Source organism: Burkholderia sp. BCC1972 (assembly GCF_905339605.1).
GTDB lineage: Bacteria > Pseudomonadota > Gammaproteobacteria > Burkholderiales > Burkholderiaceae > Burkholderia.
The window spans coordinates 118,288-133,487 of the sequence record NZ_CAJPGH010000023.1 but is presented as its reverse complement, the minus strand read 5'-3'; the positions used below and the strand labels follow the sequence as shown (position 1 = coordinate 133,487).

The 15,200-nt window shown below is 66.2% G+C and carries 12 protein-coding genes; 6 read left to right on the top strand and 6 right to left on the bottom strand.

From position 1 onward, the window contains the following. Positions 1 to 101: 101 nt before the first annotated feature. From U5798_RS27800 to U5798_RS27780, 5 genes are all read right to left on the bottom strand, one after another. Positions 102 to 884, bottom strand: a complete 783-nt coding sequence (locus U5798_RS27800; RefSeq protein ID WP_322083828.1) for a peptidylprolyl isomerase — start codon at positions 882 to 884, stop codon at positions 102 to 104. A gap of 18 nt (positions 885 to 902) precedes the next feature. After that, positions 903 to 1,211: a BolA family protein gene (locus U5798_RS27795; RefSeq protein WP_322083827.1), complete on the bottom strand. Its 309-nt coding sequence runs from the start codon at positions 1,209 to 1,211 to the stop codon at positions 903 to 905. 1 nt (position 1,212) lies between these two features. Next, positions 1,213 to 1,743, bottom strand: a complete 531-nt coding sequence (locus U5798_RS27790) for a septation protein A (protein ID WP_322083826.1) — start codon at positions 1,741 to 1,743, stop codon at positions 1,213 to 1,215. Positions 1,744 to 1,887: 144 nt separating this feature from the next. Then, on the bottom strand, positions 1,888 to 2,319 hold the full coding sequence (msrB, locus tag U5798_RS27785) for a peptide-methionine (R)-S-oxide reductase MsrB (protein ID WP_124450424.1): 432 nt from the start codon (positions 2,317 to 2,319) through the stop codon (positions 1,888 to 1,890). A 45-nt stretch (positions 2,320 to 2,364) separates the two neighbouring features. Continuing rightward, on the bottom strand, positions 2,365 to 4,203 hold the full coding sequence (locus tag U5798_RS27780) for a protein adenylyltransferase SelO (RefSeq protein ID WP_415859516.1): 1,839 nt from the start codon (positions 4,201 to 4,203) through the stop codon (positions 2,365 to 2,367). On the opposite strand from U5798_RS27780, the gene U5798_RS27775 reads away from it, so the two are divergent. The 5 genes from U5798_RS27775 (at position 4,115) to U5798_RS27755 (ending at position 11,616) form a co-directional block, all read left to right on the top strand. Continuing rightward, the gene (locus tag U5798_RS27775) at positions 4,115 to 5,758 is read left to right on the top strand and encodes a 3-(methylthio)propionyl-CoA ligase (protein WP_322083824.1); all 1,644 of its coding nucleotides are present in this window, start codon (positions 4,115 to 4,117) and stop codon (positions 5,756 to 5,758) included. The genes U5798_RS27780 and U5798_RS27775 overlap by 89 nt on opposite strands. A gap of 188 nt (positions 5,759 to 5,946) precedes the next feature. Then, positions 5,947 to 8,031 (top strand): 3-hydroxyacyl-CoA dehydrogenase NAD-binding domain-containing protein, encoded by a 2,085-nt coding sequence (locus U5798_RS27770; RefSeq protein ID WP_322083823.1) that lies wholly within the window; start codon positions 5,947 to 5,949, stop codon positions 8,029 to 8,031. A gap of 44 nt (positions 8,032 to 8,075) precedes the next feature. Continuing rightward, complete coding sequence (pncA, locus tag U5798_RS27765) at positions 8,076 to 8,708, top strand: bifunctional nicotinamidase/pyrazinamidase (protein ID WP_322083822.1); 633 nt, start codon at positions 8,076 to 8,078, stop codon at positions 8,706 to 8,708. A 61-nt stretch (positions 8,709 to 8,769) separates the two neighbouring features. Then, positions 8,770 to 9,948 (top strand): acetyl-CoA C-acyltransferase, encoded by a 1,179-nt coding sequence (locus U5798_RS27760; RefSeq protein ID WP_322083821.1) that lies wholly within the window; start codon positions 8,770 to 8,772, stop codon positions 9,946 to 9,948. 267 nt (positions 9,949 to 10,215) lie between these two features. After that, on the top strand, positions 10,216 to 11,616 hold the full coding sequence (locus U5798_RS27755; protein WP_124450412.1) for a GGDEF domain-containing protein: 1,401 nt from the start codon (positions 10,216 to 10,218) through the stop codon (positions 11,614 to 11,616). Between the two features lie 73 nt (positions 11,617 to 11,689). Here U5798_RS27755 and U5798_RS27750 read toward each other — a convergent pair whose 3' ends face one another. Further along, the gene (locus U5798_RS27750) at positions 11,690 to 13,831 is read right to left on the bottom strand and encodes a hypothetical protein (RefSeq protein WP_322083820.1); all 2,142 of its coding nucleotides are present in this window, start codon (positions 13,829 to 13,831) and stop codon (positions 11,690 to 11,692) included. Between the two features lie 755 nt (positions 13,832 to 14,586). Here U5798_RS27750 and U5798_RS27745 point away from each other — a divergent pair. Continuing rightward, a complete protein-coding gene (locus U5798_RS27745) occupies positions 14,587 to 15,153 on the top strand; it encodes a nucleotidyltransferase family protein (protein ID WP_322083819.1) in 567 nt (188 codons plus the stop codon). Positions 15,154 to 15,200 lie beyond the last annotated feature (47 nt).

The window sequence follows — 15,200 nt, the reverse complement described above, 5'->3', positions numbered from 1 at the left end:
TTCGGAGCGGCCTTTTTTTCGCGCGTGACCCGTCCTGCGCACCCCAAGAAAAAGCCGCTCCGAAGAGCGGCTTTTCGTTGCACGGGCGACGCGCGCCGGCGTTACTGGATCTTCGCCTGCTGGCGCAGACCTTCCTCGAACGCCTGCAGCTTCTGCTGCACGAGCTGCTGCGCGATCTGCGCCTTCACCTGCTCGAGCGGCGGCGGGGCGATGTCGCGGATGTCGTCGACACGGATGATGTGCCAGCCGAACTGCGTCTTCACCGGCGCGTCGGTCATCTGGCCTTTCTGCAGTTTCTGCGCGGCCGCCGCGAATTCCGGCACGTACGCCTTCGGGTCGGACCAGTCGAGATCGCCGCCGTTCTTGCCCGAACCCGGATCCTTCGAGTATTGCTTCGCGAGATCCTCGAACTTCGCGCCGGCCTTGATCTTCGCGATCAGGTCCTTCGCCTGCTGCTCGTCGCTGACGAGGATGTGGTGCAGGTGGTATTCGCGGTTGCCGCCGGCGCCCTTGACGAGGTCGTCGTAGCGCGCCTTCACTTCGGCGTCGGTCGGCTGGTTCTTCTTCAGGAAGCTCTCGATCATCGAACGCAGCACGACGGTCTGCTGCGCGACGGCGACCTGCGCCTTCACGTCGGGACGGTTCGGGATGCCTTCGCGGATCGCTTCCTGCATCAGGATTTCGCGGTTCACGAGTTCCTGGCGCACGGCTTGCTGCAGTTGCGGGCCGTCGGTCTGGCCTTGCTGGACGAGCTGCGCGACCATCGCATCGGCGCGCGACTTCGGAATCGGCGTGCCGTTGACGACGGCGATGTTCTGGGCGAATGCCGGTGCCGCTGCGAAAGCAGCCGCCGCGACCCACAGGCGGGGGGATTTCAGGATCATCGGGAATTCCTAATGAGACTAGATTGAAGATTCGTTGAATTCTTCGGGCGTGTAAGCCACGATCGCGAGCGCGTGAATGCCGCGCTGCATCGCATCAGCGAGCGCATCATACACCAGCCGGTGCCGCGCGACGCGCGGCTTGCCGGTGAAGGCGGCCGACACGATCGTGACCGTGAAGTGGCCGCCGGCGGATGCGCCGGCGTGGCCCGCGTGCTGCGCGCTGTCGTCGCGCACGGTAAGCGCCAGCGGCGCCAGCGCCGCGTTGAGGCGCGCTTCGATCAGCGCGATGCGTTCGTCGGGCGAGGCGTGGAGAAAGGCGTCCGTCATGTCACTCGTCCTTCAGGTATTTCGTGAGCCACAGGCTCTGCAGGATGATGAACACGACCATCGCGCCCGTCGTACCGAACAGCTTGAAGTTCACCCATTGCGATTCGGTGAAGTTGTGCACCACGTACAGGTTCGCGACGCCGAGCACCGCGAAGAACAGCGCCCATGCGACGTTCAGCTTGTCCCACACGGGCGGCGGCAGCGTGAGCTGCTTGCCCATCATCTTCTCGATCAGGTTCTTGCTGAACGCATAACGCGCGGCGAGCAGCCCGATCGCAAACAACCAGTACAGCACAGTCGGCTTCCATTGAATGAATTTCTCGTCATGCAGGACGAGGGTGGCGCCGCCGAAGACGACGATCACGCCGAGGCTGACCCACAGCATCGTGTCGACCTTCCGGTGCCGGAAGGCGACCCACGCGACCTGGGCCAGCGTCGCGATGATCGCGACGGCGGTGGCGGTAAAGATGCCCCAGACCTTGAAGGCGACAAAAAACAGGATGATCGGAAACAGATCGAACAGGAATTTCATGGCGCTCGCAGCTGCGTGAAAGGCCGCTCGCGCGGCCTTTCACCGTTGTAGGGACCCGCCAGGCACCACCGTTGCGGATCGGGGCGGCCAGCCCGGGGCCGGCCTGCCGGCGAGGGGCGACCTCGCCGATCCGCCCGGCGCCGCTCAGTCGTTTTCGGGTCGGGACTCGAAGTTTAACGCAGCCGAATTGATGCAGTACCGCAAACCGGTCTTGTCGCGCGGGCCGTCCTCGAACACGTGGCCCAGATGTGCGCCGCAGTGGTTGCAGCGCACCTCGACGCGCACCATCCCGTGCGAGTAGTCGACCTTCTCGTCGATCACCTCGCCGTTGAGCGGCTTGAAGTAGCTGGGCCAGCCGCAGCCCGAGTGGAATTTGGCACCGGATTCGAACAGCGGCGTGCTGCAGACGACGCATTTGTAGATGCCGTCGTCTTCCGTATCGGTGTATTCGCCGGTGAACGCGCGCTCGGTCGCCGCATGCTGCGTGACCTCGTACTGCATCGGCGTGAGCCGGCGGCGCAGGTCGGCGTCGTCCTTCTGGTACGGGAAGGTCTTGTCGTCGGAATCGTGGGACATGTTGGGTTCTCCTGATCGGTCGGTCGATACGCGCGGGTTGCGGGCTCAGGACGAGCAGCTCACTTCGAGCGACCCGGCCCAGTCGGGCGGCAACGCCGCGTACGCTTCGTGTTCGGGTTGTTCGTCGAACGGGCGGCGCAGGATCTGCGCGAGCCGCTCGACTTCCGAAAAATCCTTTTCCTTCGCGCGCCGGATCGCGACTTCGGCCAGATGGTTGCGAAGCACGTATTTGGGGTTCGCGCGGTTCATTGCAACCGCGCGGGCCGCGTCGTCGCGCGTTTCCTCGGACAGCCGTGCGCGGTAGAGGTTCGCCCACGCATCGAACGCTTCGCGGTCGATGAACAGGTCGCGCACCGGTGCATCGCGGCTCGCGTCGTGCTTCGAGATCTGCGCGAGGCGGCGGAACGTCAGCGTGAAATCCGCGTGGCTAGCGTGCATCGTCTCGAGCAGCTTGTTCGCGAGTTCGGCGTCGTTCTCGCGTTCGAGTTCGAGGCCGAGCTTCGCGCGCATCGCGCGTTCGAGCGCGGGGCCGAAACGTTCCGGAAATTTCGCGAGCACGGCCTGTGCGTCGTCCACCGCGCGTTCGGCGCGCGCATCGTCATCGGCGATACCGTGCTGCAGCCCGATCAGCGGCAGCAGCGCCTGCGCGAGACAGTAGCAGTTCCAGTGCGCGATGCGCGGCTGCATCCGGTACGCATAGCGGCCGCTGTTGTCCGAGTGGTTGCAGATGTGATTCGCATCGAACGCGTCGACGAAGCCGAACGGGCCGTAGTCGATCGTCACGCCGAGGATCGACATGTTGTCGGTGTTCATCACACCATGGCAGAAGCCCACGGCCTGCCACTGCGCGACGAGGTCGGCCGTGCGCAGCGTCGCGGCTTCGAGCAGCGCGAGGTACGGATCGTCCGCGTCGCGGCAGGCCGGATAGAAGCGGTCGATCACGTGATCGGCGAGCTGGCGCAGCAGGTCGGGGCGATCGTTCGAGAAGAAGTGCTCGAAGTGGCCGAAGCGCACGAAGCTCTCCGACACGCGCGTGACGACGGCCGACGTCTCGATTTCCTCGCGCACCACCGGCTGGTCGGAGCCGATCACCGTCAGTGCGCGCGTGGTCGGGATGCCGAGGTGATGCATCGCTTCCGAGCACAGGAATTCGCGGATCGACGAGCGCAGCACCGCGCGGCCGTCGCCCATCCGCGAATACGGCGTGCGGCCGCTGCCTTTCAGCTGCAGCTCGTAGCGGCGGCCGTCGGTGCCGGTGCGTTCGCCGATCGTCAGCGCGCGGCCGTCGCCGAGCTGGCCGGCCCACACGCCGAACTGGTGGCCGGAATAGACCGACGCGTACGGCATTGCGTGCGCGGGCCAGTCGCGCGTCGGGTTGCCGGCGAACAGCTCGGCGAAGCCGGGCTGCGCGGCGATCGACGGCGGCAGGTCGAGTAGCTGCGCGACTTCGTCGGAAAAGCCGACGACGTACGGCGCGGCGAGCGGCGCGGCCGGCAGCCGCGTATGAAACGCATCGCCGAGCGTGACGAACGCGCCTGTGGCGGGCGCGCCGAGCGTGGCGGCGAGGTCGGGGAGGGTGTCAGCCGCATCGGCTGCGCTTCGGGAAAACGACATGTTGAGCGCCTCTGGGTAAGCCGATATTGTAAGGCGGCGCCGCGCCGCCCGCATGGCGGCCCGCGCGCCGTGCGCCACGCCCGTCCGGGGCCGCTGACGGGCGCGTCGCAGGGGGGCGTTTCCGTACGGACGCCGCCCCCCAGGCTGGTCACCGATTCGCATCCTCACGGAGAACAAGACGATGGGTAAGCCGTTGCTGGGCCAGATGATGGACGTGCCGTTGCTGGTGTCCTCGCTGATTTCGCATGCCGCGCGGCACGCCGGCGACACCGAGATCGTGTCGAAGCGCGTGGAAGGCGACCTGCATCGCTACACGTACCGCGATTGCGAACGCCGCGCGAAGCAACTGGCGCAGGCGCTCGCGCGGCTCGGCGTCGAAACCGGCGACCGCGTCGGCACGCTGGCGTGGAACGGCTACCGGCACCTGGAGGCCTACTACGGGATCGGCGGAATGGGCGCCGTCTGCCACACGATCAATCCGCGCCTGTTCCCCGAACAGATCGCGTACATCGTCAATCACGCGGAAGACCGCTACGTCTTCTTCGACATCAATTTCGCGCCGCTCGTCGACGCCATCGCGCCGCAGTGCCCGCACGTGAAGGGCTGGGTCGCGATGACCGATGCCGCGCACCTGCCGTCGGGCGCGACGCCGTTCCTCTGCTACGAAACGCTCGTCGAAGCCGAGGACGGCCGCTACGACTGGCCGCGCCTCGACGAGCAGCAGGCATCGGGGCTCTGCTACACGTCCGGCACGACCGGCAACCCGAAGGGCGTGCTGTATTCGCACCGCTCGACGGTGCTGCACGCGTACGGCGCCGCGTTGCCCGATGCGATGAACCTGTCCGCGATGGACGCCGTGCTGCCCGTCGTGCCGATGTTCCACGTCAACGCGTGGGGGCTGCCGTACGCGGTGCCGCTGACCGGCGGCAAGCTCGTGCTGCCCGGCAAGGATCTCGACGGCAAGTCGCTGTACGAGCTGATGGAGGCCGAGCGCGTGACGTTCTCCGCGGGCGTGCCGACCGTGTGGCTCGGGCTGTTGAACTACATGCGCGAAGCCGGCGTGCGGTTCTCGACGCTGAACCGCACGGTGATCGGCGGCTCCGCGTGCCCGCCCGCCATGCTGCGCACGTTCGAGGACGAATACGGCGTGCGCGTGATCCATGCGTGGGGAATGACCGAACTGTCGCCGCTCGGCACGCTCGCGAAGCTCAACTGGGCGCAGTCGCAGCGGCCGCTCGACGCGCAGCGCCGGCTGCTCGAGAAGCAGGGGCGCGTGATTTGCGGCGTCGACATGCGCATCGTCGGCGAGGACGGCCGCGAGCTGCCGTGGGATGGCGTCGCGTTCGGCGAGCTGCAGGTGCGTGGGCCGTGGGTGATCGATCACTACTTTCGCGGCGCTGAGTCGCCGCTGTCGGACGGCTGGTTCCCGACCGGCGACGTCGCGACGATCGATCCCGACGGCTTCCTGCAGATCACCGACCGCAGCAAGGACGTGATCAAGTCGGGCGGCGAGTGGATCAGCTCGATCGACATCGAGAACGTCGCGATCGCCCACCCGGGCGTGGCCGAGGCCGCGTGCATCGCCTGTGCGCACCCGAAATGGACCGAGCGCCCGCTGCTCGTCGTGGTGCCGCGCGAAGGCGCGAACCTGAACCGCGATACATTGCTCGCGTTCTACGAAGGCAAGGTCGCGAAATGGTGGATCCCCGACGACGTCGTGTTCGTCGAATCGCTGCCGCACACCGCGACCGGCAAGCTGCAGAAGCTGAAGCTGCGCGAGACGTTCCGCGACTACGTGTTGCCGACGGCGGCGTGCGAGCCGTAAGCGTCGCACCCGGCCGGCGACGGCTCGCGAACCGGTCGCCCGATCCGTCCCCGGATCGGGAACAAAATTCAAATTGAACGACCGTGCTTTTTCGTTGTATGCTGCCTCAGTTCATTCGGACATGCGGCCGTTCGACCGCGCACAATGAAGCGCAGCCACCCCGGCGCGCGATGCATGGAGGCAGGCAGATGGCAGTGGATTACTCGACTCGCGACGGCGTGGCCGTCATCACGCTCAACAATCCGCCCGTCAACGGGCTCGGCCTGTCGACCCGCCAGGGCGTCATGGACGCGCTCGATCGCGCCGCGCAGGATCCGTCGGTCGCGGCGATTGTGCTGACCGGCGCGGGCCGCGCGTTCTCGGGCGGCGCGGACATCACCGAATTCAATACGCCGAAGGCGCTGCAGGAGCCGACGCTGCACACCGTGATCCGCGCGGTGGAGGCGAGCGCGAAGCCCGTCGTCGCCGCGCTGCACAGCGTCGTGATGGGCGGCGGCCTGGAACTCGCGCTCGGCGCGCACTACCGCGTCGCGGCGCCCGGCGCGCAGGTCGCGCTGCCCGAAGTGAAGCTCGGCCTGCTGCCGGGCGCGGGCGGCACGCAGCGCCTGCCGCGCGCGGTAGGGCTCGAAACCGCGCTGAACATGATCGTGTCGGGCGCGCCCGTGCTGTCGGAGCAGCTCGCGAAGAGCGGGCTGTTCGACGCGATGGCCGACGGCGACCTGCTCGACGCGGCCGTCGCGTTCGCGCAGAAGGTCGGCGCGCAGAAGGGGCCGCATCCGCGCGTGCGCGATCGCAAGATCGTCCATGAAAACGCCGCGGGCTTCATCCAGTTCGCGCGCAATTCCGCGCAGGCCGCTGCGCCGAATTTCCCTGCTCCGCACAAGTGCATCGACGCGATCGAGGCCGGCGTGCTGAACGGTTTCGACAAGGGCAGCATTGCCGAGCGCGAGGGTTTCGTCGCGCTGATGATGACGCCGGAAAGCCGCGCGCTGCGCCACGCGTTCTTCGGCGAGCGGGCGGCGAGCAAGATTCCCGACGTGCCGGCCGATACGCCGCTGCGCGAGATCCGCCGCGTCGGCGTGATCGGCGCGGGCACGATGGGCGGCGGGATCGCGATGAACTTCATCAATGCGGGGCTGCCCGTCACGCTGCTCGAGACGAAGCAGGACGCGCTCGAGCGCGGCCTCGCGACGATCCGCAAGAACTACGACGCGCAGGTGAAGAAGGGCAAGCTCACGCAGGACAAGCTCGACGCGCGCATGGCGCTGATCACGCCGACATTGTCCTACGACGACCTGAAGGACGCCGACCTGATCGTCGAAGCCGTGTTCGAGGAGCTCGGCGTGAAGGAGCAGGTGTTCAGGAAGCTCGACGAAGTCGCGAAGCCGGGTGCGATCCTCGCGTCGAACACGTCGACGCTCGACGTCGACAATATCGCGGCGTTCACGAAGCGCCCGCAGGACGTCGTCGGCATGCACTTCTTCAGCCCGGCGAACGTGATGAAGCTGCTCGAAGTCGTGCGCGGCGCACAGACCGCGAAGGACGTGCTCGCGACCGTGATGGCGGTGGCGAAGAAGATCCGCAAGACGGCGGTCGTGTCGGGCGTGTGCGACGGCTTCATCGGCAACCGGATGATCGAGCAGTACATCCGCCAGGCGCTGTTCATGCTCGAGGAAGGCGCGCTGCCCGCGCAGGTCGATCGCGCGATCGAGAAGTTCGGTTTCGCGATGGGGCCGTTCCGGATGAGCGACCTCGCCGGCAACGACATCGGCTGGGCGATCCGCAAGCGCCGTTACGTCGAGAAGCCCGACCTGCAGTACTCGAAGATTGCCGACCGCCTGTGCGAACAGGGCCGCTTCGGCCAGAAGACGGGCGCCGGCTGGTACGACTACGTGCCGGGCGATCGCAAGGCGAAGCCGTCGTCGCTGGTCGACGAGCTGGTCGTCGCGTATTCGAAGGAGCGCGGCATCGAGCGGCGCAAGATCGGCGACGACGAGATCGTCGAGCGGCTGGTGCTGGCGCTCGTCAACGAAGGCGCGAAGATCCTCGAGGAGAAGATCGCGTCGAAGGCATCCGACATCGACATGGTCTACCTGACCGGTTATGGCTTCCCGCTGTGGCGCGGCGGCCCGATGCTGTACGCGGACGTGGTGGGCCTCTACAACGTCGAGCGCGCGATTCGTCGCTACGCCGCGGCACCGAACGGCGACGCATGGCAACTCGCGCCGTCGATCGCGGAACTGGCGAAGGCCGGCCGCGGCTTCAACGGCTGACGACGCCGCATGGCGGCGCGACCGATCCTGTCTGGAGACACGCAATGAAACGCACCGACGACGTCCTGCTCGTGATCGACGTGCAATACGACTTCATGCCGGGCGGCGCGCTCGCGGTGCCGGACGGCGACGCGGTCGTGCCGGTGATCAACGCGCTCGCGCAGCGCTTCGACCAGGTCGTGCTGACGCAGGACTGGCACCCGCGCGAACACGTGTCGTTCGCGGCGAACCATCCGGGCCGCGAGCCGTTTTCCACGCTCACGCTGCCGTACGGCGAGCAGGTGCTGTGGCCCGTGCATTGCGTGCAGGACACCGACGGCGCGGCGCTGCATCGCAACCTCGACATCCCGCACGCGCGGCTCGTGATCCGCAAGGGCGGCGACGCGCAGGTCGACAGTTATTCCGCGTTCGTCGAAGCCGATCGCACGACGCGCACGGGGCTCGCGGGCTACCTGCGCGAGCTCGGTGCGAAGCGCGTGTGGTGCTGCGGGCTCGCGACCGACTATTGCGTCGCGTGGTCGGCGCTCGATGCGCGCGCGGCCGGTTTCGAAGCCGCGGTGATCAACGATGCGTGCCGTGCGATCGACCTGAACGGGTCGCTCGCGCACGCATGGCAGCAGATGCAGGCAGCGGGCGTCGCGCATGTGACGTCCGCGGGCGCGCGCCCGGCGGCGTAGCGCATTCCCTATCCGATTCAGGGTCTGTTTACATATCGAAGCAGGACCGAAGGAGACTCGCATGACCGAAGCCGTAATCGTATCGACCGCACGCACGCCGCTGGCGAAATCCTGGCGCGGCGCCTTCAACATGACGCACGGCGCGACGCTCGGCGGCCACGTGGTCGCGGCCGCGCTCGAACGCGCGAAGCTCGACCCCGCACGCGTCGAAGACGTGATCATGGGCTGTGCGAACCCCGAAGGCGCGACCGGCGCGAACATCGCGCGGCAGATCGCACTGCGCGCGGGGCTGCCCGTGACCGTGCCGGGGATGACGGTGAACCGCTTCTGCTCGTCGGGGCTGCAGACCATCGCGCTGGCCGCGCAGCGGATCATCGCGGGCGAAGGCGAGGTCTACGTCGCCGGCGGCGTCGAATCGATCTCGTGCGTGCAGAACGAGATGAACCGGCACATGGTTCAGGAAGGCTGGCTCGTCCAGCACAAGCCGGAGATCTACTGGAACATGCTGCAGACGGCCGAGAACGTCGCGAAGCGCTACGGCATCTCGAAGGAGCGGCAGGACGCGTACGGCGTGCAGTCGCAACTGCGCGCCGCGGCCGCCCAGGAAGCCGGCCGTTTCCGCGACGAGATCGTGCCGATCACGGTGCTCGCGGGCATCGCCGACAAGGCGACGGGCCGCTTGTTCACGAAGGAAGTGACGGTAGCGGCCGACGAAGGCATTCGCCCCGATACGACGCTCGAAGGCGTGTCGAAGATCCGTTCGGCCGTGCCGGGCGGCGTGATCACCGCCGGCAACGCGAGCCAGTTTTCGGACGGCGCGTCGGCGTGCGTCGTGATGAGCGCCGATGCCGCGCAGCGCGACGGGCTGCAGCCGCTGGGCGTGTTCCGCGGCTTCGCGGTGGCCGGCTGCGAGCCGGACGAGATGGGTATCGGCCCCGTGTTCGCCGTGCCCAAGCTGCTGAAGCAGGCTGGGTTGAGGGTCGACGACATCGGCCTGTGGGAGTTGAACGAGGCGTTCGCGGTGCAGGTGCTGTACTGCCGCGACACGCTCGGGATTCCTGAGGACCGGCTGAACGTGAACGGCGGCGCGATCGCGGTCGGCCATCCGTACGGCGTGTCGGGCGCGCGCCTGACGGGCCATGCACTGATCGAAGGCAAGCGGCGCGGCGTGAAGTACGTGGTCGTCACGATGTGCATCGGCGGCGGGCAGGGGGCGGCCGGCCTGTTCGAAATCCTCTGATCTTTGCTGGTGGCGGCCGCGGGTTCGTTTCGGCGGTACCCGCGGCCGCGACGTGAATCGGCACGACAGTACCGCGATTCGAAACAATCGGGAAGCAAAAGGCATGCGCCCGGCAATGCCGTTTCCCCTTACTTGTCAAACCAATTGCCCCACCTATACTTGCTCTGACATTTGCCTTTCGGCACGATGGGCCGGATCGTGCATCGTGCATCGTGCGATCCGTGCCGCGAAGGTTCGAACCAACGCAGCAGACCGACCGGGGACCGAATGAGTACGACTTATGCAGCCGGGGAACCGCCGCGCGTCGTCAGCGCGGCCGCGAGGCTCTACGCGAAATGCCTGCTGGTCGGATTCGCGTTGCTGCCTGCCTATCTGATTGCCTACCTGTGGATCTTCAGCGACCCGCACGTCGTGTTCGAGAACCACGCATTCCATGAAATCGCGATCGCGGCCGCGACCCTCGAAGGCGCGTTCGTCACCTACGTGACCTGGGTGTGCTACCGGTCGTCCGGCGAGCCGTTGCTGCGCTGGCTGACGCTCGGCTTTCTCGGCTTCGCGATGATCTATGCGCTGCACGGTGCATTCACCGGGATGGCGCACCACAACATCTGGCTGTTCCTGCTGTACGGGCCCGCGTCGCGGCTCGTGATGTCGATCCTGTTGCTCACGGGCCTGCTGTCGTATTCGCGTCCGCCCGACCGGATCGAGAAACGCACGAGCGCGCGGACGTGGCTGCCGTGGATCGTGTTCTTCGTGATCGTCAACGTCGTCGTCGCCTACATTGCGTATTCGCCGATCGCCGGCGCGCCGGGGACGCGGCTGTCGATGGAAGGCGGCGCGCTCGTGTTCTCGCTGTTGAACGTCTGCCTGCTGCTCGCGCGGCGGATTCGCTCGCCGCTGATGATGATCTACGGCGTGTCGATCATGGCGTTCGCGCTGTCGTCGCTCGCATTCATTCTCGGCAAGCCGTGGAATCACATGTGGTGGCTGGCGCATGCGATCTTCGCGGGCGGCTTCTTCCTGCTCAGCTACGGCGTCGTGCAGGCGCTGCAGACGACGCGCTCGTTCTCGGCGATCTACAGCCAGGAAGACCTGATGAGCCGGCTGGCGGAATCGATGTCGCGGACCGAGAGCGCGCTGCAGGAACTGCGGCGCACGAACCAGAAGCTCGAGTACATGGCCGCGACCGATCCGATGACGGGCGCGTCGAACCGCCGGCAGTTCATCACGCAGGTCGAGCGCGAGATGGTGCGGGCGGAACGCGACGGCACGCCGTTCTGCCTGCTCGCGCTCGATCTCGACAATTTCAAGAACATCAACGACGCGTACGGGCACCAGATCGGCGACGAAGTGCTGCGCGGCGTCGTGCGCCAGTGCCTCGAGGCGATCCGGCCGGCGGGCGGGCTCGCGCGTGTCGGTGGCGAGGAGTTCATGGCCCTGCTGCCGGACATGCCGCTCGAAGGCGCGCGGATGACGGCCGAGCGCGTGCGCTCGTCGATTGCGAGTTCGCCGTTCGGGCTGGATTTCAAGCGCGTGCAGGTGACGGTCAGCGTCGGCGTCGCGCAATACGGCGTCGATGGAAGTACGGTCGACGCGTTGCTGAGGGTGGTCGACGAGCGGCTGTACGCGGCGAAGCGGGAAGGGCGCAACCGCGTCGTGTCGCGGTAAGCCGGTTTTTGCCGAAGCCCCGGAGGCGGTAATTCCCCCGGGGCTTTTGCATGCCGGTTGGCAGGGTGATGCGCTAGCGCGACGCCACCGACGTCTCATGCTTCGGCTGCCCGTCCTGCATCTGCTGCGATGCCTGCCACCAGTACTTGCCCGCGCGCTGCTGCGGATCGCGGATCGCGAGATACGTCGTACTCCACAGCTGCGCCGCGTTGGCTTCGGTTGCATCGGCGCTGCGCGTGCCGAACGCGTCGGTCTGGTACTTGCCGTTCACGTAGGACCACGTCCACATCTCCGACGTCCGCATGTCGCGCCCGTTCGAGATCACCTGCCAGATCGTCTGCCGCGCCTGCGTGAGCAGCGTGCGCGTCGTGGCCGACAGGTCCTGGCGTGCGAGCTGGCGATCGAGCCCGGCCACCCACATCGCCTGCTGCCACGACCAGATGACCGTGCCGTGATACGCGGAACTCGTGAATTTCGGCCACAGTGCCTGGCTCGCATACGCCGGGTTCGCGATCAGCATCCCGGCATCGGTCACGAGCCCGGTCGGGAACGGCCGCGTGACGTCGGCGACGATCCGCTGGAGCTGGTCGTCCGGCGGCGTGCCGAACAGCAATGCGAAGCCGCCGTCCGAATTCATCACCGGAATCGGGTTGCCCTGCTGATCGAGCGACAGCGCGTAGAACGCCAGCGGTGCGCTCGGCGCGGCACCGGCCGGCACGCCGGCGGACGGCGCATACGCCGACACGTCGGTGGCTGCCTGCGCGGCCGGCACGCTGACCTGGAACAGCGGCGGCGCCTGCGTCTCCCACGTGGCGGCCTCGTTCGCCGTGTTGGCGAGCGTCGCGCGCTGGCCGGCATCGAGGTACGGATCGAGCAGGCCGTGCGCGAGAAACGCGTTTGCCGCGCGCAGCGCGGCCGGCACGAGCACTGCGTTCACGTCGTACGGGTAGACGCCGCCGCCGAGGCCGTCGGTACTATCGCGCCAGTTGCCGACGATCTCGCCGGGCCGCAGGTGGATCAGGTTCGCGACCGACGGCTGCAGCGCGAACGCCTGCGCGGTCGTCGCGACGTGCAGCAGGTTCACGACCAGGCGGCTGCCGTTGGTCTGCCCGTCGCTGCCGCGCTGCGCGAGATACGCGGCCGCACGCGCCTGGCCGCGCGTATCGTCGATCAGCCACGCGGCCGCGATCGGCGCGAGCAGGTAGTCGCTGTCGATCATCTTGTAGTCGTAGGTCGGCGTCGGATCGTTCGGCTTGCCGTTCTTCTGGTTGTCGACCAGTGCGAATTCGCCGATGCCTTCCTCGTGCGCGACCTTGCCGTCGACCGACAGGCGGCTCAGCACCGACGACAGGCCGGCCTCGATCGCCGCGGGTTCGAGCACGGGCATCAGCATGCGGACCGAGATCAGCGTGTCGCGGCCGAAGTACGTGTCGTACTGCCACGAGCCGGCCAGCAGCTTGTCGTTGAAGCTCAGGAATTCGAGCACGTTCTGGCTCACCGGGTCGGGGTTCACGGACGGGGCGAACAGGTCGGCACGCGTGATCGGCGACAGCGGCGTCTCGCCCGACAGCGCATCGATGTGCAGCTTCAGCGTATGCGAGCCGGGCGGTGCATTCAGCACGAGCTTGCCGCCGGCGGCCGGCGCGATGCTGCCGCCGTCGCGCAGCGTGATGCGCAGCGAATAGCCGGGCGCGCCGTCGATCCGGTCGCGTTGCCATTGCGCGGCGCTGCCCTGGACAGTCGGCGCGGTGAGGATCTGCTGCGGAATCGTCGCGCCGCCGTTGAAGTCGCGCAGGAAGCGGACGTTGCTGAGCACGCCCTGGCGGATCGTCAGCGTACTGGTGTCGACTGACACATCGGCGCCGATGCCGTACAGCGGCCGGCCGCGCGCGTCGGGCGCGGACAGCGCGGACGGCGGCGTGTCGAGGCTCCAGTTCACCGGCTGCGCGGTGTCGTCGAACCACAGCCCCGTGCCGCTGTTGCCGGCGGGGAAGACCACGAGCAGCCGCGGCTTCGTCGACGAACGCACGAGCAGGTGCGCGGCGACCTTGTCCTGCCGGTAGAACGCATTGATCTGGCCGCCGGCGTCCATGCGGAACGACAGCGCGGCGGTGTTCGACGGCGGGGTGGTCGACTTGACGTCGTCGTCGTTGCAGGCCGCGAGCAGGCCGGCGCAGACAAGCCCGAGACACAGCGACTTCGCAAGGCGATGCATGTTGATGTCCCTCCTGATGAATGGCGAATTTTTATCTGGGTGTTCGAATCGACGGATCTTGGGTCCGTTTGGTCTCGCGTCGCGGTCTTTCCGGTGAATGGCTGGAATTAATCGGGGGGTAGTGCGTGGTAAAAAATAAAATCAGGCTGCAAATACGCGGATGGCTGATAAAGACGGATGACGCGGGGGCGCCTTTGCACGACAACGGAAAGCGATCGCGAGGAGCGCTCGCGGGCGTGAGTGGCGAATCGTGCGCGACGAAAGAAAACGAAACGTAAGCCGCTGTAGCGGATTCTAGATTTGCATAAAAGTCGAAGTCAATAATATTTTGTGACTTTCGATCAATTGATTTGAAATGAGGTCGCAATTATTGCTCACTGGGTCGGTAAAATATGCGATTTAATTGATTCGGAGAATGTAGTCCGGATATCCGGTCATGAAACGATGAGCAATAGCATTTCATTCCGGAGATTAATGCCGGAGAGGAAAGGAAGCGTCGCGTCGGTACCGGTCGTTGTCGTGAAGGGCCGGGTGCGCCGATACGGCGCGCGAAATCGAGCAATCCGCATTCCCGCCAGTCGACCGAGGATCGCGTTCGCGTCATTGTGTCGGTAGCGCGGTTCACGGTATCGCTGCCGGATGAGAAAAGAACGAAGCTGCCGGGGAAGCGTGGGCCGGTTTCGATGACTCGACGAGGCGATCGAATCTGGTGACAATCTCAACCGTCCTGCTCGTTTAGGTCATGCAGATCCGCGATGAATCTCGACGAAAGATTAATCGACATAGCCCGACAGTCATCTTGGTGTATGTCTGCGCTGTCGGCGGCACGTGCAATGGGCCTGAAATCCTGGTGCATTGGCGCTGGGGCCATTCGTAATTTGGTCTGGGACTCGCTTCACGGATATGTGACTCCGACGCGCCCGGCCGATGTCGATTTGGCCTACTTCGACCCGTCCGATTTGTCGTCGATGCGCGATGCCGAAATCCAGCGCAGCCTCATGGCGCAGTGTGCCGACGTTCCGTGGGAGGTCACCAATCAGGCCGGTGTCCATCTCTGGTTCGAGAGAACCTTTGGCCATCCAGTGCCTCCGTTTAGATCACTGGCCCAAGCCATTGCATCGTGGCCAGAGTACGCGACGGCGGTAGGACTTACTTTGCTTAACGACGGGACAATTGATGTCTGTGCGCCATACGGACTCGATGACCTTTTTTCCATGGTGGTGCGACGCAATCCGGCGCGCGTCAGCATGGATACCTATCTTCGGCGGATCCAGCAGAAAAGATACAAGGACCGCTGGCCCCGTGTGACGATCATCGTTTAGAAATGCCACAGGCGGTCATGAGGAGTGTTGTCGACGGAAATCCATCC

Coding starts and splice junctions, on each gene's coding strand:
- U5798_RS27795 (WP_322083827.1), bottom strand. CDS start 1,211: ATGACGGACGCCTTTCTCCACGCCTCGCCCGACGAACGCATCGCGCTG.
- U5798_RS27745 (WP_322083819.1), top strand. CDS start 14,587: ATGAATCTCGACGAAAGATTAATCGACATAGCCCGACAGTCATCTTGG.
- U5798_RS27770 (WP_322083823.1), top strand. CDS start 5,947: ATGGCAGTGGATTACTCGACTCGCGACGGCGTGGCCGTCATCACGCTC.
- U5798_RS27800 (WP_322083828.1), bottom strand. CDS start 884: ATGATCCTGAAATCCCCCCGCCTGTGGGTCGCGGCGGCTGCTTTCGCA.
- U5798_RS27755 (WP_124450412.1), top strand. CDS start 10,216: ATGAGTACGACTTATGCAGCCGGGGAACCGCCGCGCGTCGTCAGCGCG.
- msrB (WP_124450424.1), bottom strand. CDS start 2,319: ATGTCCCACGATTCCGACGACAAGACCTTCCCGTACCAGAAGGACGAC.
- U5798_RS27790 (WP_322083826.1), bottom strand. CDS start 1,743: ATGAAATTCCTGTTCGATCTGTTTCCGATCATCCTGTTTTTTGTCGCC.
- U5798_RS27760 (WP_322083821.1), top strand. CDS start 8,770: ATGACCGAAGCCGTAATCGTATCGACCGCACGCACGCCGCTGGCGAAA.
- U5798_RS27775 (WP_322083824.1), top strand. CDS start 4,115: ATGGGTAAGCCGTTGCTGGGCCAGATGATGGACGTGCCGTTGCTGGTG.
- pncA (WP_322083822.1), top strand. CDS start 8,076: ATGAAACGCACCGACGACGTCCTGCTCGTGATCGACGTGCAATACGAC.
- U5798_RS27750 (WP_322083820.1), bottom strand. CDS start 13,831: ATGCATCGCCTTGCGAAGTCGCTGTGTCTCGGGCTTGTCTGCGCCGGC.